At 74.3% G+C, this 22,743-nt stretch carries 17 protein-coding genes; 13 read left to right on the forward strand and 4 right to left on the reverse strand.

All coding sequences use genetic code 11. The annotated features are described in order from the left end of the window. The first annotated feature begins 62 nt into the window (after positions 1 to 62). Positions 63 to 1,610, forward strand: coding sequence for a glucose-6-phosphate dehydrogenase (zwf, locus tag WIS52_RS02610; RefSeq protein ID WP_349296431.1), 1,548 nt, complete (start codon positions 63 to 65; stop codon positions 1,608 to 1,610). Between the two features lie 51 nt (positions 1,611 to 1,661). Here the strand turns inward: zwf and WIS52_RS02615 are convergent, their stop codons facing one another. Both WIS52_RS02615 and WIS52_RS02620 read right to left on the reverse strand, forming a co-directional pair. Further along, positions 1,662 to 2,816 carry an NAD(P)/FAD-dependent oxidoreductase gene (locus WIS52_RS02615; protein WP_349296432.1) on the reverse strand — a complete coding sequence of 385 codons (1,155 nt, stop codon included), beginning with the start codon at positions 2,814 to 2,816 and terminating at the stop codon, positions 1,662 to 1,664. Further along, positions 2,813 to 3,724 (reverse strand): MurR/RpiR family transcriptional regulator, encoded by a 912-nt coding sequence (locus WIS52_RS02620; RefSeq protein WP_349296433.1) that lies wholly within the window; start codon positions 3,722 to 3,724, stop codon positions 2,813 to 2,815. Before WIS52_RS02620 ends, WIS52_RS02615 begins: the two co-directional genes overlap by 4 nt. 147 nt (positions 3,725 to 3,871) lie before the next feature. Between WIS52_RS02620 and WIS52_RS02625 the strand changes: the two genes are divergently transcribed. The 6 genes from WIS52_RS02625 to WIS52_RS02650 are packed head-to-tail and all read left to right on the forward strand — an operon-like array spanning position 3,872 to position 12,830. Next, positions 3,872 to 5,917, forward strand: coding sequence for a hydantoinase/oxoprolinase family protein (locus WIS52_RS02625; protein WP_349296434.1), 2,046 nt, complete (start codon positions 3,872 to 3,874; stop codon positions 5,915 to 5,917). After that, entirely contained in the window at positions 5,910 to 7,667 is a 1,758-nt protein-coding gene (locus tag WIS52_RS02630; protein ID WP_349296435.1) for a hydantoinase B/oxoprolinase family protein, read from the forward strand. Before WIS52_RS02625 ends, WIS52_RS02630 begins: the two co-directional genes overlap by 8 nt. A gap of 25 nt (positions 7,668 to 7,692) precedes the next feature. Then, positions 7,693 to 9,267, forward strand: a complete 1,575-nt coding sequence (locus tag WIS52_RS02635; RefSeq protein WP_349296436.1) for an ABC transporter substrate-binding protein — start codon at positions 7,693 to 7,695, stop codon at positions 9,265 to 9,267. A gap of 37 nt (positions 9,268 to 9,304) precedes the next feature. Next, on the forward strand, positions 9,305 to 10,258 hold the full coding sequence (locus WIS52_RS02640; RefSeq protein WP_349296437.1) for an ABC transporter permease: 954 nt from the start codon (positions 9,305 to 9,307) through the stop codon (positions 10,256 to 10,258). Beyond that, the gene (locus WIS52_RS02645; protein WP_349296438.1) at positions 10,255 to 11,130 is read left to right on the forward strand and encodes an ABC transporter permease; all 876 of its coding nucleotides are present in this window, start codon (positions 10,255 to 10,257) and stop codon (positions 11,128 to 11,130) included. Before WIS52_RS02640 ends, WIS52_RS02645 begins: the two co-directional genes overlap by 4 nt. Before the next feature lie 11 nt (positions 11,131 to 11,141). After that, positions 11,142 to 12,830, forward strand: coding sequence for an ABC transporter ATP-binding protein (locus WIS52_RS02650; protein ID WP_349296439.1), 1,689 nt, complete (start codon positions 11,142 to 11,144; stop codon positions 12,828 to 12,830). A gap of 10 nt (positions 12,831 to 12,840) precedes the next feature. On the opposite strand, the gene WIS52_RS02655 is transcribed toward WIS52_RS02650, so the two are convergent. After that, the gene (locus tag WIS52_RS02655) at positions 12,841 to 13,866 is read right to left on the reverse strand and encodes a LacI family DNA-binding transcriptional regulator (protein WP_349296440.1); all 1,026 of its coding nucleotides are present in this window, start codon (positions 13,864 to 13,866) and stop codon (positions 12,841 to 12,843) included. A 151-nt stretch (positions 13,867 to 14,017) separates the two neighbouring features. On the opposite strand from WIS52_RS02655, the gene WIS52_RS02660 reads away from it, so the two are divergent. The 6 genes from WIS52_RS02660 to WIS52_RS02685 are packed head-to-tail and all read left to right on the forward strand — an operon-like array spanning position 14,018 to position 20,800. Next, positions 14,018 to 15,571 carry a sodium:solute symporter family protein gene (locus WIS52_RS02660; protein WP_349296441.1) on the forward strand — a complete coding sequence of 518 codons (1,554 nt, stop codon included), beginning with the start codon at positions 14,018 to 14,020 and terminating at the stop codon, positions 15,569 to 15,571. Further along, positions 15,564 to 16,838, forward strand: coding sequence for an AGE family epimerase/isomerase (locus tag WIS52_RS02665; protein ID WP_349296442.1), 1,275 nt, complete (start codon positions 15,564 to 15,566; stop codon positions 16,836 to 16,838). The genes WIS52_RS02660 and WIS52_RS02665 overlap by 8 nt, the downstream gene beginning before the upstream one ends. Then, entirely contained in the window at positions 16,835 to 17,608 is a 774-nt protein-coding gene (locus WIS52_RS02670) for a 6-phosphogluconolactonase (protein ID WP_349296443.1), read from the forward strand. Before WIS52_RS02665 ends, WIS52_RS02670 begins: the two co-directional genes overlap by 4 nt. Next, on the forward strand, positions 17,605 to 18,366 hold the full coding sequence (locus tag WIS52_RS02675) for an SIS domain-containing protein (protein ID WP_349296444.1): 762 nt from the start codon (positions 17,605 to 17,607) through the stop codon (positions 18,364 to 18,366). The genes WIS52_RS02670 and WIS52_RS02675 overlap by 4 nt, the downstream gene beginning before the upstream one ends. Further along, positions 18,363 to 19,511, forward strand: coding sequence for an N-acetylglucosamine-6-phosphate deacetylase (locus WIS52_RS02680; RefSeq protein ID WP_349296445.1), 1,149 nt, complete (start codon positions 18,363 to 18,365; stop codon positions 19,509 to 19,511). Before WIS52_RS02675 ends, WIS52_RS02680 begins: the two co-directional genes overlap by 4 nt. After that, complete coding sequence (locus tag WIS52_RS02685; RefSeq protein ID WP_349296446.1) at positions 19,508 to 20,800, forward strand: hypothetical protein; 1,293 nt, start codon at positions 19,508 to 19,510, stop codon at positions 20,798 to 20,800. The genes WIS52_RS02680 and WIS52_RS02685 overlap by 4 nt, the downstream gene beginning before the upstream one ends. Positions 20,801 to 20,846: 46 nt before the next feature. On the opposite strand, the gene WIS52_RS02690 is transcribed toward WIS52_RS02685, so the two are convergent. Further along, positions 20,847 to 22,637 (reverse strand): AAA family ATPase, encoded by a 1,791-nt coding sequence (locus WIS52_RS02690; protein WP_349296785.1) that lies wholly within the window; start codon positions 22,635 to 22,637, stop codon positions 20,847 to 20,849. Between the last annotated feature and the right edge of the window lie 106 nt (positions 22,638 to 22,743).

A 22,743-nucleotide genomic window follows, 5' to 3' on the forward strand; every position in this document is an offset into this window, starting at 1 on the left:
TACGGAAGTGCCCCGTGTCCGCGAACGATCGCCGACACCTCCGCGCTGGAAGGAGGCGGCTCGTGCCGCACCCGCTGCCCGCCATGGACCCCGCCGACATCGTCGTGTTCGGCGGCACCGGTGACCTCGCCATGCGCAAGCTGCTGCCGGCGCTCTACCTGCGCGACCGCGACGACCAGCTCGGTGGCGACACCCGGATCGTCGCCGTGTCCCGCTCCGGGCTCGACGACGCCGACTACCGCGACAAGGTCGACTCCGAGCTCCGCCGCACCGCACCCCGCTGGGCGGGTGCCGACGCGTACGCCGACGACATCGCGCGCACCCGGTTCCTGGACCGCCTGCACCACGTGACCCTCGACGTCGCCGACGACGACTGGTCGGCCCTGTCCGGTGTGCTCGGCCCGCACGACCACCGGATCCGGGTGCTGTACCTGGCCTCGGCGCCGCAGCTGTTCGGCCGGATCTGCTCCGGAGCCGCACGCGCCGGGATCGTCGACGACCGCACCCGCGTCGTGCTGGAGAAGCCGCTCGGCCACGACCTCGCCTCCGCACGGGCGATCAACGACGAGGTCGGGTCGGTCTTCGCCGAGGAGCAGATCTACCGGATCGACCACTACCTCGGTAAGGAGACGGTGCAGAACCTGCTGGTCCTGCGCTTCGGCAACTCGCTGTTCGAGCCGCTGTGGAACGCCTCGCAGATCGACCACGTGCAGATCACCGTCTCGGAGTCGATCGGCGTCGGGAACCGGGCCGACTACTACGACGGCTCCGGCGCGCTGCGCGACATGGTGCAGAACCACCTGCTGCAGCTGCTCTGCCTGGTCGCCATGGAGCCGCCGGCCGCGATCGACGGCGAGGGCGTGCGGAACGAGAAGCTCAAGGTCCTGCAGTCGCTGAAGCCGTTGGCCGGCGCCGACGTCGTCCGGGACACCGTGCGCGGGCAGTACACCGAGGGCCTGGTCGACGGCACCGCGGTGCCCGGCTACGGCACCGAGCTGGCCGAGTCGAGGGCCGGGACCCCGCGCGAGCGGGAGCGCTCGAGCACCGAGAGCGGCGCCAGCGGAACGAGCATCGGCACCGAGACCTTCGTCGCGCTGCGTGCCGAGGTGGCCAACTGGCGCTGGGCCGGGGTGCCGTTCTACCTGCGCACCGGCAAGCGGCTGGCCCGGCACGCGTCCGAGATCGTCGTCCAGTTCAAGCCCGTCCCGCACTCGATCTTCTCCGGGCGCGACGAGGAGATCCCGGCGAACCGGCTGGTCCTGCGGCTGCAGCCGGACGAGGGCGTGCGCCTGCACATGACGGCCAAGGAGCCCGGCCCCGGCGGCATCCGGCCGATCCCCGCGCCGCTGGACCTGTCCTTCGCACGGACCTTCGGCGACCGGCTGCCGGACGCCTACGAGCGGCTGCTGATGGACGTCCTGCGCGGCAACCCGACGCTGTTCATGCGCCGGGACGAGATCGAGGCCGCCTGGACCTGGGCCGAGCCGATCCTGCGTACCTGGGCCGACACCGACCAGCGGCCGCGGCCCTACGCCGCGGGCAGCGGTGGGCCGGCCGCCGGGGCGGCGCTCATCGAGCGCGACGGGCGGGCCTGGCACGAGGACTACTGACCCGTGAGTGGTGGTCGCGGCCGGAGACCGCGACCACCACTCACGAGCAGGTCACTGCTCCCCGGCCCGCCGTGGCGCCGCCGGGGCCACGGGAGCGCCGGCCCGTCCCGCGAACCGGCGCGGCGAGTAGCCGTCGAGCCGCGGGTCGCGCGGGGCGCCGAGCATCTCCTCGGCCGTGCGCTCCGCGAGCCACGGTCCCAGTGTGACCCCGCTGTGCGTGACGACGGTCCAGATCCGGGCGTCGTCGTCGACCGGCCCGACCGCGGGGAATCCGTCGCCGGGAATGACCCGGCGGCCCACCCGCACCCGTAGCGGTGTACCGGCAGCCGCCGGGATCACCGAGGCGAGCCGGTCGGCGAACGCGGCGCTCACGCGGGCGGGCACGTCGAACGGAGCCCGGTCCGGGTCGCAGTCGACATCGAGGTCCAGGGCCTGCAACCGCATACCGCCGTCGGCCTCGGGACGCACGTTCAGCAGGTCGGTGGTGACGATCCGTTCCACCGCCGCCGGGGTCGGTGCGGTGGTGGCCATGTAACCCATGACGACGTTGCCGGTGGCGGGGGCGACGGTCGGCACGTCGTGCCCTGCGGTGGCGGCCAGCTCGCCGGTGGCGATCCCGGCGCACATCGCGACCGCGTCGGCCGTGACCGCCGACCCGTCGTCGAGCACCACCCCGGCTGCGTGCACCCGCGTGACGCGGGCGTCGAAGATCCGGGCCCCGGCCGCGACGGCGGTCGCCGTGAAGTGCGCGACGAGCCGGTCGGGGAAGGCGATGCCCTCGCGGGGGAAGCCGCGCACCAGCCGCGCCGGTGCGGCGAGGCCGGGTACGAGCGCCGGCAGGTCAGCCGGCTCGTGCTCATCGACGCCGTAGCCGAGCCGGGCCAGCCGCTCGGACCGCTCGGTCAGCGTCCGGACGTGCTCGTCGGTCCCGGCGGCCTCGATGTGCCCGGTGGCCCGGAACGCGCCGGGCACCCCGGACAGCACGGAGTGAAAGTGCTCCAGGCCGGCGGAGTTGAGTGCGTGGTAACTCTCGGGGTGCTTCTTGTGCGAGTTGATCCACCCGTAGGACGCGCTGGTCGCGTCGCCCGCCGGGTCGGCGGTGTCGATCACGGTGACGTCGACACCCCGGGCGGCCAGCGAGGCGGCGAGCGCCGAGCCGACCATGCGGCCTCCGACGATCACCACGTGCTGCGGTCGTGTCGTCATCCGTGCCCTCCTTCGACGGCCGGGGCGCGGCGGCGGCGAATGCCCGCGTCCTCGGCGATGCGGTCGCGCAGAGCGTGCAGCCGGTCCATCGCCGCACCGGAGCCCGCGCGGTCCCGGGCGGCCAGAGACATCAGCAGTGCCTGGGCCACCACCAGCGGCAGCGTGGACTCCCCCGCGGTGTCCAGCGACGTCCGCGGGGTCACCAGCACGTGGTCGGCCTCGGCTGCGATCGGCATGTCCAGCGCCTCGGTGACCAGCACGCAGGGCACCTGCTGGTCACGCAGGTACCGGACCACCGTGGTGACTTCGGGGAACTGACGGACCGGTGCGAAGACGACGGCGGCCCCCACCGGACCGGTCGAGAGCAGCCGGTCGGCCAGCGCCACCCCCGTCGCCGATCCGGCGACCGCGCTGCGCCCGATCCGGCCGAGCATCAGGGCGAGGTGCTCGGCGACGAACCCGACCGGAGGGAGCCCGTAGACCAGGATCCGGTCCGCTGCGGCCAGGACGTCGACGGCGGCCTCCCACTCGTCGGCCGCGATGAACTCCCCCAGGGACTCGACGCCGCGCACGGTGTCCCGCACGACCCGGTCGAACGGCGAGGAGCCCGCCGAGACCTGCTCGATCCGGCGGGCCATGACCGCGCCGGGGTCCGAACGCGACGAGATGAGCGCGGCAGCGGCGCGACGCATCTCCTTCACCCCGCGGTAACCGAGCGCCCGTGCGGTCCGCACCACCGTCGCGTCGCTGGTGCCGGTGGCGGCCCCGAGTTCGGCCGCCGACGACGTCGACACGGTGTCCGGATGGCGCAGGCAGTACGCCGCCACGTGCCCGAGTGCCTGCGGCAGCCCGGGCGCCCGCTCTCTGATCCGCTCGGCGAGGTCCTGCTCACCGGCTGTTTCGATCATGTTGCCCCGGTCCCCCCATTCGTAACTCTGTCGTATTGACTACTTCTGGATCTCAGCTGCAGTATTCACTACCGTCAAGTCCCGAGAGGTCGCTCCCGCTCTCCTGCTCCCCCGCGACCCGCCCCGTCCGCTGCGAGAGGACCACACATGAGGATCGGCGTGGACGTCGGTGGCACCTTCACGGATGTCACCGCGATCGACCACGACGGCGGCTTCCACATCGCCAAGCTGCCGAGCACGCCGCAGGACCAGTCCCTGGCCCTGCGCGACGGCGTCGGCGACGTCCTGTCCGGCACCGCCACCCCGGCCGGTGCGGTCCGCTACCTGGGCCACGGCACCACGGTCGCGACCAACACCCTGCTCGAGCTGGACGGCTCCTCGGCCGCGCTGATCGTCACCGAGGGCTTCCGGGACCTGCTCGAAATCGCCCGGCAGAAGCGGCCATCGCTCTACGACCTGGCCGGGCGCAAGCCGCGCATCCTGGTCCCCCGCGCGCTCACCTTCGAGGTCGCCGAGCGCGTAGGGGCGAGCGGGAAGGTGCTGCGCGAGCTGTCCGACGACGAGGTCGCGCGGGTCGTCGAGCAGGTCCGCGAGGCGGGCGTCGAGGCCGTGGCGATCTGCCTGCTGCACAGCTACCGCGACGACCGGCACGAGCGGGCGATCGCCGACGCGCTGGCCATGTCCGTGCCCCAGGTCTACGTCTCGCGCTCCAGCGAGGTCGCCCCGGAGTTCCGCGAGTTCGAGCGGATGTCCACCACGGTGATCAACGCCTTCGTCGGCCCGCGGATGCACCGCTACGTCACCCACCTCGCCGACCGCACCGCGGACCTGGGCATCCCGGTCGCCCCCCGGATCATCCAGTCCAACGGCGGCCTGGTCTCCCCCGACTCGGTCTCCCGCCGACCGGTCACCACATTGCTGTCCGGCCCGAGTGCCGGGGTGGCCGGCGCGGCCTGGGTCGCCGGGCTGGCCGGGCACCGCGACGTCATCACCTTCGACATGGGCGGCACCAGTACCGACGTCTGCCTGATCTCCGGCGGGAAGGCGGTCACCACCGCCGAGCGCAGCATCGAGGGCTACGTGGTGCGGGTGCCCTCGGCGAGCGTGCACACCGTCGGCGCGGGTGGCGGCTCGATCGCCGGCACCGACGACGCCGGGGCGCTGCAGGTCGGCCCGCGCAGCGCCGGGGCCCGCCCGGGGCCCGCCGCGTACGGGCATGGCGGCGACCGTGCCACGGTCACCGACGCGAACATCGTGCTGGGCCGGCAGAACCCGCGCGAGGGGCTCGGCAGTGCCATGCCGATCGACGCGGCGGCGGCGCAGGCCGTGGTCGCCGAGGTCGGGCACCCGCTCGGGTTCGACGTACCGGAAGCCGCGACCGGCATCGTCCGGCTCGCCAACAGCCACATGGCCCGCGCGGTGCGCGCGGTCTCGGTCGAGATCGGCGAGGACCCCCGCGACTACGCGCTGGTCGCCTACGGCGGCGCGGGTCCGCTGCACGCGGTCGAGGTCGCCCGCGAGGTCGGCATCACCACGGTGCTCGTCCCACCGCACCCCGGCACGCTCTGCGCGCTGGGCCTGCTGGTCAGCGACGTGCGGGCCACCTTCGTGCAGTCGGTGCTCGCCCCGCTGTCCGAGGAGGCGCTCACCGACGTGACCGGCGCCCTGGAGCGCCTCGACGAGCAGGCGACCGACTGGTTCGATCGCGAGCAGGTCCCCGAGGCCGACCGCCGGACCGTGTTCACCCTGGCGCTGCGCTACGGCCGGCAGAACTTCGAGCTCGACGTCGACCTCCCGCCGGGCCGCCTCGACGCCGCCGTGCTGCCCGAGGTCGCCGAGGCCTTCCACGCCACCCACGAGCGCACCTACGGGTTCCGGCACGCCGACGCCGGCATCCGGGTCGTGAACGCGACCGTCACCGCGAGCCAGCGCACCGATCCCCCGGTGCCCGGCACGCTGCCGGACGGCGACGGCGACCCCGCCCGCGCGCTGCGCGAGACCCGCCCGGTCGTGTTCGGCGGCCGGGAACTCCCCACCCCCGTCTACGACAGGAGCCGCCTCATGCAGGGCGACCGCCTCGACGGCCCGGCCGTGATCGAGCAGATGGACTCCACCGTGGTCCTCACCCCCGGCTCGCACGCCGTCGTCGACACCTACGGGGTGCTGCACGTGGAGGTCGGTACCGATGCCTGAGCGGACCGGCCCCGACCCGATCACCGCGCAGGTGATCTCCAACGTGCTGCTCTCGATCGCCGACGAGATCGGCATGTCACTGCGGCGCGCCAGCTACTCGACCAACATCAAGGAACGTGCCGACTGCTCGACGGCGCTGTTCGACGCCCGCGGGCGGCTGGTCGCGCAGGCCGAGCACATCCCGATCCACATGGGATCGATGGTCGGCGCGGTCCGCCGGCTGATCGCCCCGGAGTACCTCGAGCAGCTCGCGCCCGGCGACGTCTACATCACCAACGACCCGTACTCCGGCGGCGGGACGCACCTCCCGGACATCACGATGGTCGCCCCGGTGTTCCTCCCGTCGGGGCCCGACGGCGACGACGGCGAGCCTCGGCTGATCGGGTTCACCGCCAACATCGCCCACCACAGCGACGTCGGCGGCCACGTGCCCGGCTCCAACTCCGGGGACTCCACCTCGATCTTCATGGAGGGCCTGCGGATCCCGCTGGTCCGGTTCGCCACCGGCGGCGAGGTGATCTCCGACGTCGTCGCGTTCGTCCTGCTCAACTCGCGGCTGCCCGAGGAGCGCCGCGGCGATCTGCTGGCCCAGACCTCGGCACTACGCCTCGGCGGCGCCCGCCTGGTGGAGCTCTGCGTCAAGTACGGCGTCGAGACCGTCGAGGCGGCCTGCGAGGACATGCTCGGCTACGCCGCCACCCGGCTGGCCGTGGCGGTCGAGCGGATCCCGGACGGCCGCTACCACGCGCAGGACTTCCTCGACGCCGACGACGCCGAGCTCGGGCCCATCCCGGTCGCGGTCACGGTCACCGTCGACGGCTCGGCGATCGCGCTGGACTTCGCCGGGACCGGCCGGGAGGCCGTCGTCGCGATCAACGTCGTGCGCTCGGCGCTGGAGGCCACGGTCTACTACGCCCTCAAGGCCGCACTGGACCCCGGGATCCCCGCCAACGGCGGGTTCTTCGACGCGGTGACGATCACCGCACCGGAGGGCTGCCTGGTCAACCCGCGCGAGCCGGCCCCGGTCGCCGCACGCACCGACGCCTGCCAGCGGGTCGCCGACGTCGTGTTCGCCGCGCTCGCCCAGGCCGTCCCGGAGATACCGGCCGGCAGCCACTCCTCGATCACCTACGTCAACTTCTCCGGGGTCGGCGACGGCTTCTACGTCTACCCCGAGGTCATCGCCGGCGGTTCCGGCGCGGGGCCCGAGCTGGACGGGCTGGACGCCGTCCAGGTGCACGTCACCAACTCGTCGAACCTCCCGATCGAGGCCCTGGAGGCCGAGTACCCGCTGCTCGCCGAGCGCTACGAGCTGGTGCCCGACTCCGGGGGCGCCGGCCGGCGACGCGGGGGGCTCGCCGTCCGGCGCGACATCCGGATCCTGTCGGACTCCGCCGAGTTCTCCGCGCACGCGGACCGCCAGTCGATCGGTCCGCACGGCTCGCACGGCGGCGACGACGGCACGCCCGGCCACTTCACCGTCGTGCGCACCGACGGCAGTCGCGAGCGCCTGCCCGGCGGCCGGGTCTCCGGCATCCGGCTCGGCGAGGGCGACGTCATGAGCATCGAGAGCCCGGGCGCGGGCGGCTACGGCGACCCGCGGGACCGCGACCCGGCGCTGGTCCTGCGCGACGTCGTCGACGGCCGGGTGTCACCCGACGCCGCCCGGGACCGCTACCGCGTCCACCTCGTCGAGGGCCCCGACGGCCTCGGTGTCGACGAGGACGCCACCGTCTCCGCCCGTTCCTGATCCCCCACACCCCCGAGGTCTTCCGATGCGCGTGCACTCCCCCACCCCGCCCGCCGGCCTCTCCCGGCGCTCGCTCCTGCAGCTCGCCGGCGCACTGGCCGGTGCCGTCACCCTGTCCGCCTGCGGGTCGGGTTCGGGCGGCACCGGCTCCGGCTCCGGCGCGCAGACCCTCAACTTCGGCCTGTCCGGCGAGCCGGCCACCCTGCGGCCCGGGGCCGACCAGGGTGCGGCCTCACTGTTCGTGGTGTCGCTGCTGCATCGCGGTCTGGTCGCCTACGACACCGACGGCGAGGTCGTCCCGGCGCTGGCCTCGGAGTGGGACTCGGCCGACGACCAGACCTTCACCTTCACCCTGCGGCCCGGACTGACCTTCCAGGACGGCACCCCGCTCACCTCCGCGGACGTGGCGCGGACCCTGGAGTTCCTCGCCGACCCGGCGAACTCGGCCCGGATCGGCTCGGCCGTGCAGTCGCTGGACGCCGTCGAGACCCCCGACGAGACGACCGTGGTCGTGCGCCATTCCGAGCCGAACGCGGCGTTCCTGGACTACCTCGCCGACCCCTCGGCCGGTGTGCTGCCCGAGTCGGCGTTCGCCGCCGACGCGGTCAACACGGTCGGCGCGGGCCCGTTCCGGATGGCCGGCGACAGCTCCGGGGTGGGCATGTCGCTGGAGCGCTTCGACGGCTACTACGACGCCGACGCCGTGCAGCTCGACGGGGTCGAGATCAGCTACTACCCGGACGGCAACGCCCGGACCAACGCGCTCCTCTCCGGCGAGGTCGACATCATCGACTACGTCCCGTGGGAGAGCTTCGACCAGGTCGAGTCCGACCCCGACCTGACCCTCGACGCGCAGAGCGGCCTGGTCATGTACCTGGCGTTCAACGTCGACGAGGCCCCGTTCGGCGACGCCCGGGTGCGGCGTGCGGTCGCGCACGCGATCAACCGGGACAACGCCGTCGCCTCGGTGTTCTCCGGCAACGCACGACCGGTCGCCGGCCCGCCGGTGGCGGCCGAGAGCCCCTTCCACGAGGCGTCGCTCGCCGACGCCTGGGCCTACGACCCGGACCGCGCCCGCGAGCTGCTCGCCGAGGCCGGCTTCCCCGACGGGTTCGCCGCCACCCTGCTGACCACCTCGCAGTACGCCTTCCACCAGGACCTCGCGGTGTCGGTGCAGGCCGACCTCGCGGCGGTCGGCGTCGACGTCACCCTGGACAACCCCGACTACGCCACCCGCATCCAGCAGGGCAACGCCGGCGCCTACCAGATGGCGGTCAACGGCAACGGCGGCATCGTGAACGACCCGGCGTTCCTGTCCGACTTCCTCGTCGGCCCGGCCAACTACAAGCGGTCGTTCGGGTTCACCGACCCCGAGATCGAGGCCTCCCTCGCCGAGGGGCTGCGGACCACCGACGAGACCGCGCGGCAGGAGGTCTACCGCAGGCTGCAGCAGCAGATCGTCGACGCGACCCCGTTCGCCATGGTCAGCGACCGGGCGCAGGCGTTCGCCTACTCGAGCCGGGTGCAGGGCTTCGCGAACCTGCCCGGCTTCCTGACCTTCCACTCCGGCTACACCGCGACCGCCACGACGGTCGCCTGAGCCGGGTTCGGAGAACACGGGCGGGAGGACCCCCGGGATGCTGAGATACGCGCTGCGGCGCTGTGCGGTCGGCGTCGGGCTGGCCTGGGTCGTGCTGACCCTGATCTTCCTGTCACTGCACGCCGTCCCCGGCGACCCGGCGGAGGTGATCCTCTCCGGGGAGGGCGCCGGGGCCGTGACACAGGAAGCGGTGGCGCAGGTGCGCGCCGAGCTGGGCCTGGACCGCCCGCTCGGGGTGCAGTACCTGCAGTACCTGGGCGGGGTCCTGACCGGTGACCTGGGCACCTCGTTCACCGACCGCGCGCCGGTCACCGAGCACCTGGCCGACCGGCTGCCGGCCACCGCCTCGATCGTCCTGGTCGCCGCGGTCATCGGGATCTCGGCCGGGATCGTCATCGGCTCCTGGGCCGGTCGCGGTGGCCGGGTCGCCGACGCCGTCGTCGGGATCGGCACCGGACTCGGCGTCTCCGTGCCGGTATACGTGCTGGGCAGCCTGCTCGTGCTGGTGTTCGCGCTGACCCTGCGGGCGCTGCCGGCGGGTGGGTACCGGGCGTTCGCCGACGACCCCGCGGGGCACCTCGAGCGGCTGATCCTGCCCTCGCTGGCCGTCGCGGTCGCCTTCGCCTGCGTGGTCGCCCGGATGACCCGGTCGGCCGTGGTCGAGACCGCCCGGCAGGACTGGGTGCGGACCGGCCGCGCGGTCGGGATGACCCGGGCGGGGGTGTTCCGGGTGCACGTACTGCGTAACGCCCTGGCCCCGGTGGTGACGGTCAGCGGGCTGGAGATCGGCACCCTGCTCGGCTCCACCGTGCTCGTCGAACGGATCTTCAACTGGCCGGGCACCGGGTCGCTGCTGGTCGACGCGGTCGCCCAGCGCGACTACCCCGTCGTCCAGGGGATCGTGCTCGCCGTCGCGGTGGCCTTCATCGCGCTCAACATCGTCGTCGACCTCGTCTACGGGGTCCTGGATCCGCGGGTGGTGCACCGGTGAGTTCCGCTGTCCCGGTCGGGGACCAGACCCCGGCCCCGCCCCGCTCGCGCTCGACGGCGCGGCTCCGGCGCGCGCTCAACCCGTGGCGGCTGACCGCCCTGGTGATCGCCGCGCTGGTCACCGTCGCCGCGGTGCTCGGGCCGCTGCTGATCCCATTCGACCCGCTGACCCCGGCCGGGGAGCCGTTCGCCCCGTCGGGGACCGGCGGGCACCTGCTCGGCACCGACTCGTTCGGGCGCGACGTCGCCGCCCGCCTGGTGTACGGCCTGCGTACCGAGCTGCTGATCGCGCTGTGCGCGACGGCGCTGGCCGCGGTGACGGGTACCGTGCTGGGCCTGCTCGGTGGCTGGTTCGGCCGCTGGGTCGAGCTCGTGACCATGCGGGTCACCGACGTCGTGCTCGCCTTCCCGACGATCGTGTTCGCATTGCTCGCGGTCGCGATCTTCGGCGCCGGGACGACGACCCTGATCGTCGTCCTCGGGGTGCTGTTCGCCCCGACCTACGCCCGGCTGGCCTACGGGCAGGTGCTCTCGGTACGCCGCGCCGAGTACGTCGACGCCGAGATCGCCTTCGGGTCGCCGACCTTGCGGCTGCTGCGACGCACCGTCCTGCCCAACATCCTCGCGCCGATCCTGGTCCAGCTGTCCCTGACGATCGCGGCGGCCGTACTGCTGGAGTCCGGCCTGAGCTTCCTGGGTCTCGGCGTGCTCCCCCCGGAGCCCTCGCTCGGCCTGATGATCGCCGACGGCCAGCGCTACCTGGGCAGCGAACCCGGCCAGCTGCTCGTCCCCGCCGCCGCCGTGGTGCTGACCATCCTCGCGTTCGGCGCCCTCGGTGACACCCTGCGCGACTGGCTGGACCCGCGCCGGTGAACGGAGATCTCATGACCACCCGGACCGACCCCGCCCGAGCCGGCTCACCCACCATGGCGCCCGGCCCCGTCCTGGAGCTGCACGACCTGTCGGTCGACTTCCGTGGCACCGACGGCGGCTGGGTGGAGACCACGCACGGCGTCGACCTCGCGCTGTATCCCGGAGAGACGGTCGCCCTGGTCGGCGAGTCCGGCTCCGGGAAGAGCGTCACCGCGATGTCGGTGCTCGATCTCCTGCCGGCCTCGGCCCGGCGGCGCGGCTCGGTGCTGTTCGACGGCACCGATCTCGTCGCCGCCTCGGAGTCCGCCCTGCGCCGGATCCGCGGACGCCGGATCGCGATGGTCTTCCAGGAGCCGATGACCGCGCTCAATCCGGTGTGGACGATCGGCAACCAGATCGGGCGGGCGATCCGCGCGCACGACCGCACGCTGTCCCGGCGGCAGGTGCGCGAGCGGGTACTGGAGCTGCTGCGCCGGGTGCACATGCCCGATCCGGAACGCCGGGCCGACTCCTACCCGCACCAGCTCTCCGGCGGCCAGCGGCAACGCGCCATGATCGCCATGGCGATCTCGTGCGACCCCGAGGTGCTCATCGCCGACGAGCCGACCACCGCGCTCGACGTCACGGTGCAGGCCGAGATCCTCGACCTGCTCGCCGAGCTGCGCGAGCGGCTGTCGATGGCGCTGCTGGTGATCACCCACGACATGGGGGTGGTCGCCGAGGTCGCCGACCGGGTCGTCGTCATGCGCGACGGCGCCGTGGTCGAGGAGGCGCCGTGCGCGCAGCTGTTCGATGCGCCGGCCCAGCCCTACACCGCCGAGCTGCTCGCCGCGGTGCCGCACCTGGGCCGGGGCGCCGCCCGCTCCGTCCCCGCCGGTGACCACGGAGGCGGCGAGGTCCTGCGGATCGACGGGCTCACCGTCGAGTACCCGGGCCGCGGGCGCCGGGCGGCGTTCCGGGCGGTGGAGCAGGTCGATCTCACCGTGTCCGCGGGCGAGGTCGTCGGGCTGGTCGGTGAGTCCGGCTCGGGCAAGAGCACGATCGGGCGCGCGATCGTCGGCCTCGCGCCGGTCACGGCCGGACGCGTCGAGCTGGCGGGCGCCGACGTGGCCCTGGCGCGGGGGGCCGCGCTGCGCGCCGCCCGCCGCGACGTGGCGATGGTGTTCCAGGACCCGGCGTCGAGCCTGGACCCGCGGCGCACCATCGGCGAGAGCGTCACCGGACCACTCGCGATCCACCGGGCGATCCCCCGGGCCGGGCTGCACGCCCGCGCCGGCGAGCTGCTCGACCAGGTCGGCATCCCCGCCCGCTGGGCCGACCGGTACCCGCACGAGCTGTCCGGTGGGCAGCGCCAGCGGGTCGGCATCGCCCGGGCGCTGGCGCTGTCGCCGAAGCTCGTGGTCGCCGACGAACCCACCTCGGCACTCGACGTCTCGGTGCAGACCCGGCTCCTGGACCTGTTGCGCGAGCTGCAGGACCAGCGCGGGTTCGCCTGCCTGTTCATCAGCCACGACCTGTCGGTCGTGGAGCTGCTGGCGCACCGGGTGGTGGTGCTGCGCGACGGCGGCGTGGTCGAGCAGGGCCGCACCGCCGACGTGCTGGGCAGCCCGGCCGAGGAGTACACGCGCCGGCTCGTCGCCGCCGCGCCGGTACCCGACCCGCGGGCGCAGCGGGAGAGGGCGGAAGCACGCCGGCGGTGAGCTCCGGGGCTCACCGCTCGCGGCAGCGACCCACCGTCCCCCGCACGACCATCTCGGCGGGCAGCCGTCGGACCCGGTCGCCGTCGCCGTTGCCGTCCCCGTCGTCACTGCCGCGCAGCGACTCGACCAGCAGCTCGACCGCGGCCACCCCGGCCTCCCGGATCGGGCAGCCGACGGTCGTCATCGGCGGGTAGGTCGTCGCACTGACCGTGTCGTCGCAGGCGGTGAGCGAGAAGTCGTGGGGCACCCGGACCCCGCGCTCGGCGAGCCCGGCGAGCAGCCCCTGGCCGAGGACGTCGTCGAAGGCGATGGCGGCGGTGACACCCAGTTCCAGCACCTCCGCGGCCGCCGCCCGGCCGCCGTCGTGGTCGGGGAGGCGGGCCCGCAGCGTCGTGAGTGCGATGCCGTGCTCCCGGCAGGCGTCCTCGATCGCGGCGAGACGCTCGCCGTTGGACCAGGACGCGGCGGGCCCGTTGACGTAGGCGATCCGGGTGTGCCCGGCGCCGGCCAGCAGCCGCACGCAGCTCCGCATGCCGGGGGCCGAGTCGATCAGCACCCGGGGGACGCCGGCGAGGTCGCGGTTCACGAGCACGAGCCGGGTGACCTCGTGCAGCGAGCGCAGCACCGGCTCCCGGGTGCGCGGGGAGGCGAGGATGATCCCGTCGGTCTGGCCGCGGAGCCGGCCGACCATCGCCGCCTCCTTCGTGCCGTCCTCGTTGCCGTCGCCGATGATCGTGCTCAGCCCGGCCTTCTCCGCCGCGGTCTGGGCGGCGCGGATCAGCGGCGGGAAGAACGCGTTCGCGATGTCCGGAACGACCAGCCCGATGACGCCGCGCCGGCCGGTCTTGAGCGCCTGCGCGGAACCGTCCGGGACGTAGCCCAGCTCCGCGGCGACCGAGCTGACCCGCTCGACGGTGCTGGGCCGCAACAGGTGCGGGTGCGAGAAGGTCCGCGAGACCGTCGACGGCGACACGCCCGCGACCTCCGCGACCCGGCGGATCGTCGCCCGCTCGGGCCCGCCGCGGGGATGTGCCACGGCGTCATCGTACGCAGCGCGACGGTCCGGTCACCCGCACCTGGATCTTGACGTGCAAACGGTTGCATGACAGCGTCGGCGCAACGCAGCGTGTGCAAACGTTTGCACAGCCGGCGCCCCGGCCGGCCTGCGACAGGTGACGGGAGAACACGTGGCACTCCTCGACTGGGCCATGATCGGCGGCTACTTCGTCCTGATGATCGTCGTCGGTGTCTGGGCCAAGAACCGGGTCCGCGACTCCGGTGACTTCTTCACCGCGGGCGGCCGGATGCCGTGGTGGCTCTCCGGGATCTCGCACCACATGTCCGGCTACAGCTCGGCCGTCTTCGTGGGCTACGCGGCGATCGCCTACGACGCGGGCTTCGTGCTCTACGTGTGGTGGGCGCTGGGCATCACCTTCGCCATGACCGTCGGCTCGTTCCTGTTCGCACCGCGCTGGCCGCGACTGCGCCAGCGGCTCGGGATCATCTCCCCGCTGGAGTACCTGAAGATCCGCTACGACCTGCGGACCCAGCAGCTGCTCGCATGGAGCGGCTCGCTGCTCAAGATCTTCGACGTCGGCGCGAAGTGGACGGCGATGGGCATCCTGCTCAACGTGTTCGCCGGCGTGCCGATGGTCTGGGGGATCCTGCTGACCGGCGGCGTCACGCTCATCTACTGCACGATCGGCGGGCTCTGGGCCGACGCGCTGACCGATCTCGGGCAGTTCCTGATCCAGTTCGTCGCCGGCATCGTGCTGTTCGTGGCCGTGCTCGGCGCGCTGGAAGGGCTCCCCAGCATCTGGACCATGTGGGGCGACCTGCCCGAGGGCAACGCGAGCGTGTTCAACAACGAGTACACCGGGCTGTTCGTCATGGTGTACCTGCTGATCAACACGTTGTCCTACAACGGCGGCACCTGGAACCTGGCCCAGCGGTTCATCGCCTCGCCCACCGGCAGCACGGCCCGTCGGGCGGCCCTGCTCTCGGCCGGGCTGTACCTGGTGTGGCCGCTGGTCATGTTCTTCCCGATGTGGGCGGCCCCGCTGCTGCTGCCCGGCCTCGAGGACACCGAGCAGTCCTACGCCCTGCTCACCACCCAGCTGCTGCCGGCCGGTCTGGTCGGGCTGGTCCTGGCCGGGCTGTTCTCGCACACCATGTCGATGACCGGCTCGGACGCCAACGCGATCTCCGCCGTAGTCACCCGCGACATCCTGCCGGCCGTCACCCGCGCCGGACGCGCGCTCACCCCGCGCGGCGAGCTGACCGTCGGCCGGGTCTCGGTCTTCCTGTTCATCGCGATCAGCATGGGGATCGGTCTCGGCGCCGACAGCTTCGGCGGGGTCATCGGGCTGATCATCGTCTGGTTCGGCGGCCTGGTCGGCCCGATCGCGATCCCGATGCTGCTCGGCATGCTGCCCTGGTTCGACCGGTGCGGGCCGACGGCGGCGATCTCGTCCTGGAGCGTCGGAGTCGCGGTGTTCGCCCTGACCAACTTCGTGTTCGACGACGCGCTGGCCACCCTGGCCCCGGACCAGGTGACCGCGGTCTCGGTCGGCGGGCCGGTGGTCTGCGCGCTGATCACCTACGTGCTCGTCGGGTTCCTGCGCCCGTGGAACGACCCGGCGGCCCGGGCGCTGGTCGCCTCGCTCGCCGAGGACGCCGCCGACGACGCCCTGGCCCGCGCGAAGGCCGCCCGCGAGGGGCAGGACGGGACGCATGCCTGATCCCACGGCCGCCGAGCGGCACCGGCGCCACCTGGTCGACGACGTCCTGGCCTGGTGGACGGCCCACGGCCCCGACGAGGAGCACGGCGGTGTCCTGACCTGCTGGGACAACCGCAGCGCGACGCTGGTGTCCACCGACAAGTACACCTGGTCGCAGGGCCGGTGGGCGTGGCTCACCGCCCGGGTCGCCGCCGCGGCCCAGCGCGGGGTCCTCGGCGTCGACCCGGAGCCGTTCCTGGAGCACAGCGAACGGACCGCGCGGTTCGTCCGCGAGCACGCCCTGCTGCCGGACGGCCGGGTCGCGTTCGTGACCGACCGGGCCGGGACGCCGCGCGAGCCGCGTCCCGGGTCCGGGCTCGCGACGAGCGTGTTCGCCGACCTGTTCGCCGCGCTCGGCTTCGCCGGGCTGGCCCAGGTCCGTCCGGAGGGCGGCTGGGGTGCCACGGCCGAGGACCTGCTGCACCGGGCGGCCGGCACGATCGCCGCGGGCGCGGTCCCGGCCGACCCGTACCCGGTCCCCGAGGGGCACCGCGCGTTCGCCTTCCCGATGATCCTTCTCGGGGTGGGTGAGCAGGTGCACCGGGCGACCGGGTCGGCAGAGTCCGCGGCGCTCGTCCGCGCCGCCGCCGGGGAGCTCGCCGGTCACGTCGGCGCCGATCACGACGTCGCCGAGATGCCGGCCGACGACCCGCGCGACCGCGACGGGCTGGTCGCCCGGCACCGGACGCCCGGCCACACGCTCGAGGCGCTGTGGTTCGCCCACCACGCCCGGGACCTGATCGCCGGCACCGGGCTCGACACCCCGCAGGTGCTGGCACCGATCGCGCTGCGCGCCTGCGAGACCGGCTGGGACGCCGAGCACGGTGGGCTGCTGCGCTACACCGACCGGGACGGCGGGCCGCCCCGCGGCTCCCGCACCGGGCACCCCTACGAGGAGCTCGTCGCCGGCACCTGGGACACCAAGCTGTGGTGGCCGCACGCCGAGGCGATGTACACGACCACACTCCTCGCCGCCGGGACCGCCGGGACCGCCGAGACCGGTCTCGCCGCCTGGGCCGAGCGTCTCGAGACCTACACCTACGCCACGTTCCCGGAGGGCCCCGGCCGGGAATGGACCCAGATCAGGGCCCGCGACGGCTCCCCCGACGACCGCACGGTCGCGTTGCCGGTCAAGGACCCCTTCCACGTGGCGCGCGCCCTGCTCCTGCTCGTGGAGCAGGCCGGCACCACTGCCGCACCACCGATCACCGAGAGGAACACGAGTTGACGCACGAGGACGTCCCCGGAGCCCCGCAGGTGCGGGTCTTCGAGACCCGCACCGAGATGGGCGCCACGGCCGCGGCCGATGTCGCCGCCGAGCTGCGAGCGCGGCTGGCCCGCCAGGACGAGGTCCGCATGGTGTTCGCCGCGGCGCCCAGCCAGCAGGACATGCTCGACGAGCTCGCCGTCGCCGAGGGCGTGGACTGGAGCCGGGTCACGGCGTTCCACATGGACGAGTACCTCGGTCTGCCCACCGGTGCGCCGCAACGGTTCGGCGCGTGGCTGGGACAGGCGTTGTTCGACCGGGTGCCGCTCGGCGCGGTGCACCTGATCGACCCCGAGGGCGACCCGGACGGCGCGGCATACGCGGCGCTGCTCGCCGCGGCACCCGTCGACGTCGTCTGCCTGGGGATCGGCGAGAACGGGCACCTGGCGTTCAACGACCCACCGGACGCGCGCCTCGACGACACGCGCGACGTCGCGGTCGTGACGCTCGACCAGGTCTCCCGCACCCAGCAGGTCGCCGACGGCCTGTTCGACGCCGTCGACGCCGTCCCGACGCACGCGATCACGCTGACGATCCCCCGACTGCTGGCCGCCGGGCGGCTGTTCTGCGTCGTGCCCGGCGCCGCCAAGCGCGACGCGGTGACCCGGGCGCTGCACGGCCCGCTCACCGCGGAGGTCCCGGCGTCGGCGCTGCGCCGGCACCCGGACTGCACGCTCTACCTGGACACCGCCTCCGCGCCCCGGCCCGAGACCGCGGGGGCCTCGCGGTGACCGGTGACGACCTGGTCGGGGACTACCTCGACCGGATCCACACCCACCTGCGCGCGCTGGCCGAGCAGGAGTCGGACGCGCTGGCCCGCGCGGCGACCATGGTCGCCGACCAGGTGGCCGCGGACCGGCTGGTGCACGTGTTCGGTCCCGGCGGACACTCCAACCTGGCCGCGCAGGAGATCTTCTTCCGGGCCGGCGGGCTGATGCACGTCTCGGCGATCCTCGACGACGGCACCCTGCTCTCGAACGGGGCGCTGCGGTCGATGGCGATGGAACGCACCCCCGGCTACGGCCGGGTGGTGATCGACGACCACGACCTGGGCCCGGACGACCTGCTGATCCTGGTCAACGCCTACGGCATCAACGCCGCCCTGATCGACGCCGCGCTCACCGCCCGGGACCGCGGGGTCCGGCTGATCGGGGTGAGCTCGCGCGAGCACGCCGAGAACACCAAGCCGGACCACCCGGCCCGGCACCCGTCGGGCGCGAACCTGCACGACCTGGTCGACGTCGCCGTCGACTCGAAGGTCCCGGTCGGCGATGCGGTCATGCGGGTACCCGGTTCCGCGGAACCGGTCGCCGCGATCTCGACGTTCGCCAACGCGTTCCTGCTCAACGCCCTGGTGCTGCGCACGGTCGCCGAGCTGGGCGCCCGGGGCGTCGAGCCGCCGGTGTGGCGCAGCGGCAACGCCCCGGGCGGCGACGAGGCGAACGGCGCGTTCCTGCACCGGTTCCGGTCCCGGGTGCGTGCGCTGTGATCCCCGCGCGCACCCTGCGCGGCCGCGATGCGCTGACCGGGCGGGCCGTCGAGATCGGCGTCGAGGACGGGTACGTGCGGTCGGTGCGGCCGTGGACCCCCGCCGGCGGCGACGACGTCCCGCTGCTGGCCCCCGGCCTGGTGGACCTGCAGGTCAACGGCTTCGCCGGGCACGACGTCAACGGCACGGACGTCGACGCCGGCGAGGTGATCGCGCTGACCCGCGCGCTCGCCCGGGCCGGGACCACCACCTGGGTGCCGACGGTGATCACCGCGTCCGAGGACGACATCGCCGGCTCGCTGCGGGCGATCGCGCAGGCCCGCCGCAGCGACCCGGCGACTGCGCGGGCGGTGCCGTACGTGCACGTCGAGGGGCCCTTCATCAGCGCCGAGGACGGGCCGCGCGGAGTGCACCCGGCCGCCCAGGTGCGCCCACCCGACGTCGCCGAGCTGGAGCGCTGGCAGGCCGCCTGCGACGGGCTGGTCGGCATGGTCACCCTCTCGCCGCACCATCCCGGTTCGGCCGGGTTCGTGGCGGCGGCCACCGCGCGGGGTGTGCTCGTCGCGATCGGGCACACCGGCGCGTCGCCGGAGGAGATCCATGCCGCGGCCGACGCCGGGGCGTCGATGTCGACGCACCTGGGCAACGGGGCGCACGCGGTCCTGGCCCGGCACCCGAACTACCTGTGGGCCCAGCTCGCCGACGACCGGCTCACCGCGGGGTTCGTCGCCGACGGCCACCACCTGCCCGCCGACACGCTGCGCAGCATGCTGCGGGCGAAGGGGCTCGAGCGCTCGTTCCTCGTCTCCGACTCGGTGGCGCTGGCCGGGCTGCCGCCGGGTGAGTACACGACACCGGTCGGCGGCCGGGTGGAGCTCTCCGCGGACGGGCGGCTGGCCGAGGCCGGGACGCCGTACCTGGCCGGTGCGGCGCGCTGCCTGGCGGAGTGCGTGGCCACCGCGCGCCGGGACGCCGGTCTCACCCTGGCCGAGGCGCTCCGGCTGGCCACCACCTCGCCCGGCCGGTTCGCCGGCGGGCGCGGACGGCTCGTGCCGGGCGCACCGGCCGACCTGCTCCGGCTCACCGACGACGGCATCGACACGGCCGTCGTCGAGGTGATCGCCGGCGGGGAGCCGGTGGCGTGAGCGTGCGCGCCGGCGTCGCGGTCGTCGACGTCACGCCGGCCCCCGGCGCGGCGATGTCCGGGTTCGCCGCGCGCACCCGGCCGGCGTCGGGCGTGCACGACCCGCTGACCGTGCGGGCCCTGTGCGTCGGGGACACCGCGCTGGTGACGGTGGACGTCGTCGGTCTGCACGAGGACCTGTGCCGGCGGGTCCGGGACCGGTGCGCGGGCGTCGCCCGGCACGTCGTCGTGCACGCCACGCACACCCACGGCGGCCCGGTGAGCATGCCCGGACGCCTCGGGGACGGCCTCGATCCCGTCTGGCTGGACGGCGTCGAGCAGGCCTGCGTCGAGGCCGTCGGGCGGGCCGCCGCGCGGCAGGAGGACGTGCGGGTCCGCGCCGGTCGCGGCTCGGATCCCGGGGTCGCGCGCAACCGCCGTCGTCCCGGCGGTCCGGTCGACCGCGAGCTGCCGGTGATCCGGTTCGACCGGGCCGACGGGACGACGCTCGCGGTGCTGGTGTCGCACGCCTGCCACCCGGCGGTCCTCGGCCCGGACAACACGCTGCTCACCGCGGACTACCCGGCCACCGTCCGCGACCGTCTCGAACGCGAGCTGGCCACGACCGTCGTCTACGCGACCGGCTGTGCGGGCGACACGAACACCGGCCACAAGGCCGCGGACTCGTGGTCGGCGGGACCGTCCGCAGACCGCACCTTCGACGCGGCGGCCCGGGTCGGGGCGCAGGTGGCCGATGCCGCCCTCCGCGCCGCCCTCGGCCCCGCGGCGGCCGACGACACCGTGGCGGCCGACGACACCGTGGCCGGACACACCGATCCCGTCGTCCTCGACCTGGACGTCCCCGGCCCGGACGCGCTGAGCCGGGAGGCCGCGGACTGGACCGCGCGCCGTACGGGTGCCGCCCCGGCCACCGCCGAGCTGTACCGGGTCTGGGCGGACTGGGCCCGGTCGGTGCCCACCGACCCGCGGCGTTCGTGGAACGGCGATGTCACCGTGCTGCGCTGGGGCCCGGTCACCCTGGTCGCGCTGCCCGGCGAACCGTTCGCGCACACGGCCGGGATGATCCGTGCACGGCTCGTGGCCCCTGGCATCGTCGTCGTCATCGGGTACGCCAACGGGGTGCCGGGTTATCTGCCGGTGTGTGACGAGTACCCGCTCGGTGGCTACGAGGTCGACGACGCGCACCGCTACTACGGCATGCCCGGACCGTTCGCGACCGGATCGGCCGAACGCGTCGTCGACGCCGCGCTGCGAGCGGGTGCATGGTCGTCGCGGCCCGGACCGCGATAGCCACCCTCTCAAGCACATTCCCCGTGGCGTGGGCGTGCTCTCGGGTTCAGCGCACCACCCGACCCCGTCGCGCGGCCCGCCCGATCGCCGCGACGAGTCGCTCGCGTGCGTGACACGGGTCGTCCAGGGTCGACCGGGCGGCCTCGGCCAGCAACCGGTGCCGGTATCCCAGCCCGGTCGCCGTGCGGGCGAGCAGCCCGGTGTCCAGGACCTGGTGGAGTGTCCCCTCGGGCAGGTCCAGCGCCGCGATCTCGCAGGTGGCCAGCGGTCGGCCGGCCACGGCGAGGATCTCGACGAGGTCGTGGGACGGCCCGTCGAGACACGCCGTGGCGCTGCGGACCCGGGCCCGCAACGACACCGTGACCAACCCGTCGGCAGGGCCGGCGGCGAGCGCCCTGGCACTCTCGGCCGCCAGCATCGGATTGCCCTCCGCGGCCCGCACGGCGCGGGCCACCCCGTGGTCGTCGAGCGACGCCGTGGCCCGGACCATCCGGGCGACGGCGTGGTCGGGCAGTGCGCCCACGACGAGCTCGTCGACGGTGACGCCCCGCCCGTGCAGATCCGCGAGCACGGCGTCGACCTCCGGCCGGGCGGGGCGGTCGACGCGGGTGAGCACCAGGAGGACCGGCAGATCCGTCAGCCGCCGGCCGACGTGCGCCAGCAGCGCCAGGCTCGCCCGGTCGGCGCGCTGCACGTCCTCGGCGACCAGCAGTAGCGGGCGGTCGTGGGCGGCCCACTCGACCAGGTGCACGACCGCGTCCCGCACCCGCAGCCGTTCCAGCTCGGGAGCGGCGACCGGGGCGGGCGCATCGCTCCGGCCCCACACCAGGATCAGGTCCGGGCAGAACCTGCCCAGGTCGGCCGGCCAGAGCGCACGTGCCGGCGGTACGGGGACCTCCGCGGCCAGTGCGCGGGCGAGCTCCTGCCACAGCGCGAGCGGGGACTCACCGCCGACGTCGGAGGCGGTCCCCACGGCGGCCCCGCCGCCGCAGCCCGCCGCCCGTGCGGCCATCTCGGCGACGAGCCGGGTCCGGCCGATCCCGGCCTCGCCGGTGACGACGACGACCCGGCCACATCCCCGCCGAGCCGCGGTCCAGGCGGCGCCGAGCAGCCGCAGCTCGACCGCGCGGCCGACGAACGGCGCGCCGAACGCGACCGGTCCGGCGGTGCGCAGTCCGTGCAGGCCGTCGAGCACCGCCCGGGTGGCCGCGTCGGGGACGACGCCGAGCTCGTCACGCAACCGGCCGGTGAACTCGCGGCCCGCCACGAGAGCGCCCGCGCGGTCGCCCGCGGCGACCAGCCGGCGCAGCAGGTCTCGGTGTGCGGGCTCGTCCAGCGGGGTCAGCGCGCAGCGGCGGCGGGACCAGCGGACCGCGTCGGCGGGGTCGCCGTCCCGCTCGGCGGACGCGGCGGCGGCGTCGAGCAGCCCGATCAGATCGGTGCGGTGCTCGGCGCGTGCCCGCTCCGCCCACTCCTGCGTCCAGCCCTCCAGCAGCGCCGCGGTCCCGCAGGCGGCCGCGGCGCCACGCGCGTCCCCGGCGCCGATCAGCCCACGGACCCGTCCGAGATCGGTCTCGACCCGGCCGGGGCGCAGGCCGAGCGTCGTACGGGTCGCCACGACCTCGTCGTCCAGCACCCGGCGCAACGCCCACACCGAGGTCCGCAGGTTCGCCCGGGCGACCCGGTCCGGCACGTCCGGCCAGAACCGGGCGGCGAGCCGGTCGCGCCCGACGGGCTCGCGGGCCAGCGCGAGCGAGACGAGCAGGCGGTGTTGCGGGCCCGGGAGCACCAGCGGGGTCCCGTCCCGTTCCACGGAAGGCTCGCCCAGCAGCTGCATGCGCAGCACGGCCGCGAGGCTAGACCCGTCTCCGCCCGGTGCCATCGTCAATTCTGTGGAGACCCCGGCTCCGCCGTTGACGGCGCGGTGGACGGTGTGTCGTGAC

The sequence above is a fragment of the Pseudonocardia nematodicida genome, from assembly GCF_040105385.1.
In the GTDB taxonomy this organism is placed as follows: Bacteria; Actinomycetota; Actinomycetes; order Mycobacteriales; family Pseudonocardiaceae; genus Pseudonocardia; species Pseudonocardia nematodicida.

Coding starts and splice junctions, on each gene's coding strand:
- WIS52_RS02625 (WP_349296434.1), top strand. CDS start 3,872: ATGAGGATCGGCGTGGACGTCGGTGGCACCTTCACGGATGTCACCGCG.
- WIS52_RS02630 (WP_349296435.1), top strand. CDS start 5,910: ATGCCTGAGCGGACCGGCCCCGACCCGATCACCGCGCAGGTGATCTCC.
- WIS52_RS02665 (WP_349296442.1), top strand. CDS start 15,564: ATGCCTGATCCCACGGCCGCCGAGCGGCACCGGCGCCACCTGGTCGAC.
- WIS52_RS02690 (WP_349296785.1), bottom strand. CDS start 22,637: ATGCAGCTGCTGGGCGAGCCTTCCGTGGAACGGGACGGGACCCCGCTG.
- WIS52_RS02650 (WP_349296439.1), top strand. CDS start 11,142: ATGACCACCCGGACCGACCCCGCCCGAGCCGGCTCACCCACCATGGCG.
- WIS52_RS02620 (WP_349296433.1), bottom strand. CDS start 3,724: ATGATCGAAACAGCCGGTGAGCAGGACCTCGCCGAGCGGATCAGAGAG.
- WIS52_RS02615 (WP_349296432.1), bottom strand. CDS start 2,816: ATGACGACACGACCGCAGCACGTGGTGATCGTCGGAGGCCGCATGGTC.
- WIS52_RS02635 (WP_349296436.1), top strand. CDS start 7,693: ATGCGCGTGCACTCCCCCACCCCGCCCGCCGGCCTCTCCCGGCGCTCG.
- WIS52_RS02640 (WP_349296437.1), top strand. CDS start 9,305: ATGCTGAGATACGCGCTGCGGCGCTGTGCGGTCGGCGTCGGGCTGGCC.